This window comes from Candidatus Micrarchaeota archaeon (assembly GCA_028866575.1).
Lineage (GTDB): Archaea > Micrarchaeota > Micrarchaeia > Micrarchaeales > Micrarchaeaceae > UBA12276.
This window is the reverse complement of the sequence record JAGWHU010000045.1, coordinates 1-1,214: the sequence shown is the minus strand read 5'-3', so window position 1 is coordinate 1,214 and position 1,214 is coordinate 1. Positions and strand designations below refer to the sequence as shown.

Genomic DNA, 1,214 nt, shown 5'->3' with positions numbered 1-1,214 from the left:
ATTTCCCGCTCATCACGCCGGAGTTGCTTGTAATCGTCACCCTCGGCGGTTGTATGTTGCGGGTTATACCGGATGCTTTCCTTGTTCGCCGGATGGGTCTCAATAACGGACCGTATAGCTTTCAGCCGTGTTTCAGGCGAATCCATTAGAACGTGCCCGTTCCGCGAGGCATCCAGTGTTTGGGTCCACTTTTCAAGCAGGCTAAGAACATTCTGCGGGAAAAACCTGCCTCGCACGGGCATGAACCGGGAAAGCTCCTGAAATTCAGATAGGCAGTCGTCCCTTCGGGCTACTTCACAGAGAGCCTCCTCCTCTAGGTGGTTCCACCTGTCGGAATCCTTGCGTTTGAACATCGAATTGATCCCAACCCTGAGCGCCATTGTTCTTTCGAAAAGTTTAGAATCGTTAAGCTTTGAGTCTAAACTGCGGTTAACAAGGTTAACTGGCTGGTTAACCTCTGCTAACCCTACTTTCCCAACGCGGTGTTCGAAGTCTGGCTGCGCGGGGGGTAGGGGGGTACTATTCGAAGATGAAGATGAAGATGAAGATGAAGGGGTTATCTTTTGCTTATCTCGTTGCTTATGTTTTTGCTTATCTTTTCCATCGTAATACGGGTTAGTCTCACCTTTGCGAAACATGGGATTTCCTCCCTTACTTCCTGATTTAGAGCGTATTGAAGATATTTCCTCCATTCTGACCATTCTCCTGCATATCAGAGCACCCGTTTCGGGGCACCGGCTTGCTACGTTGAGGGTTATTAGGGTGGAGATAACCTTACCCATAAGCAAAATATCAATGCCCAAGGCACGCGCCAGCCGGTCCTCTGGGTATGGCTGGCCGCCCAGGAGAAGTTTCCCCCTTTGTTCGCTTTCGTGCATCAGGCAGAGCAACTCGACCCAAATGCCGCGTTCTTCGAAACTCAGTGCTTGGACGGCGGGATCCTTCCGCCAGTCGCCGGGGTAAAACTGAAATGCGGGAAGCTTTAGGCCCATGACTCAAAACCCTCTGTTCGCGCCCCGGTGGAAAGCGGGTAAAAATCTGGCCAGGCGGCGCAGTAAAACCCACGTAGTCGGAGCGCGAACGGAATGTTTTGATTGTGCATTTTACCAAACCCAGGCGGCTTTCCACGTCGCCAAAACAGACTCAATTTCCGAGCGTGAAGCGTGCTCGAACACATGGGTTATACACCCCACACGCGAGCCGTCAACAGATTT

At 51.6% G+C, this 1,214-nt stretch carries 1 protein-coding gene; it reads right to left on the bottom strand.

Annotated elements, in window-relative coordinates; all coding sequences use genetic code 11:
• The coding region (locus tag KGI06_06350; protein ID MDE1871829.1) for a hypothetical protein at positions 1–992 on the bottom strand (992 nt) is incomplete at its 3' end.
• Positions 993–1,214 lie beyond the last annotated feature (222 nt).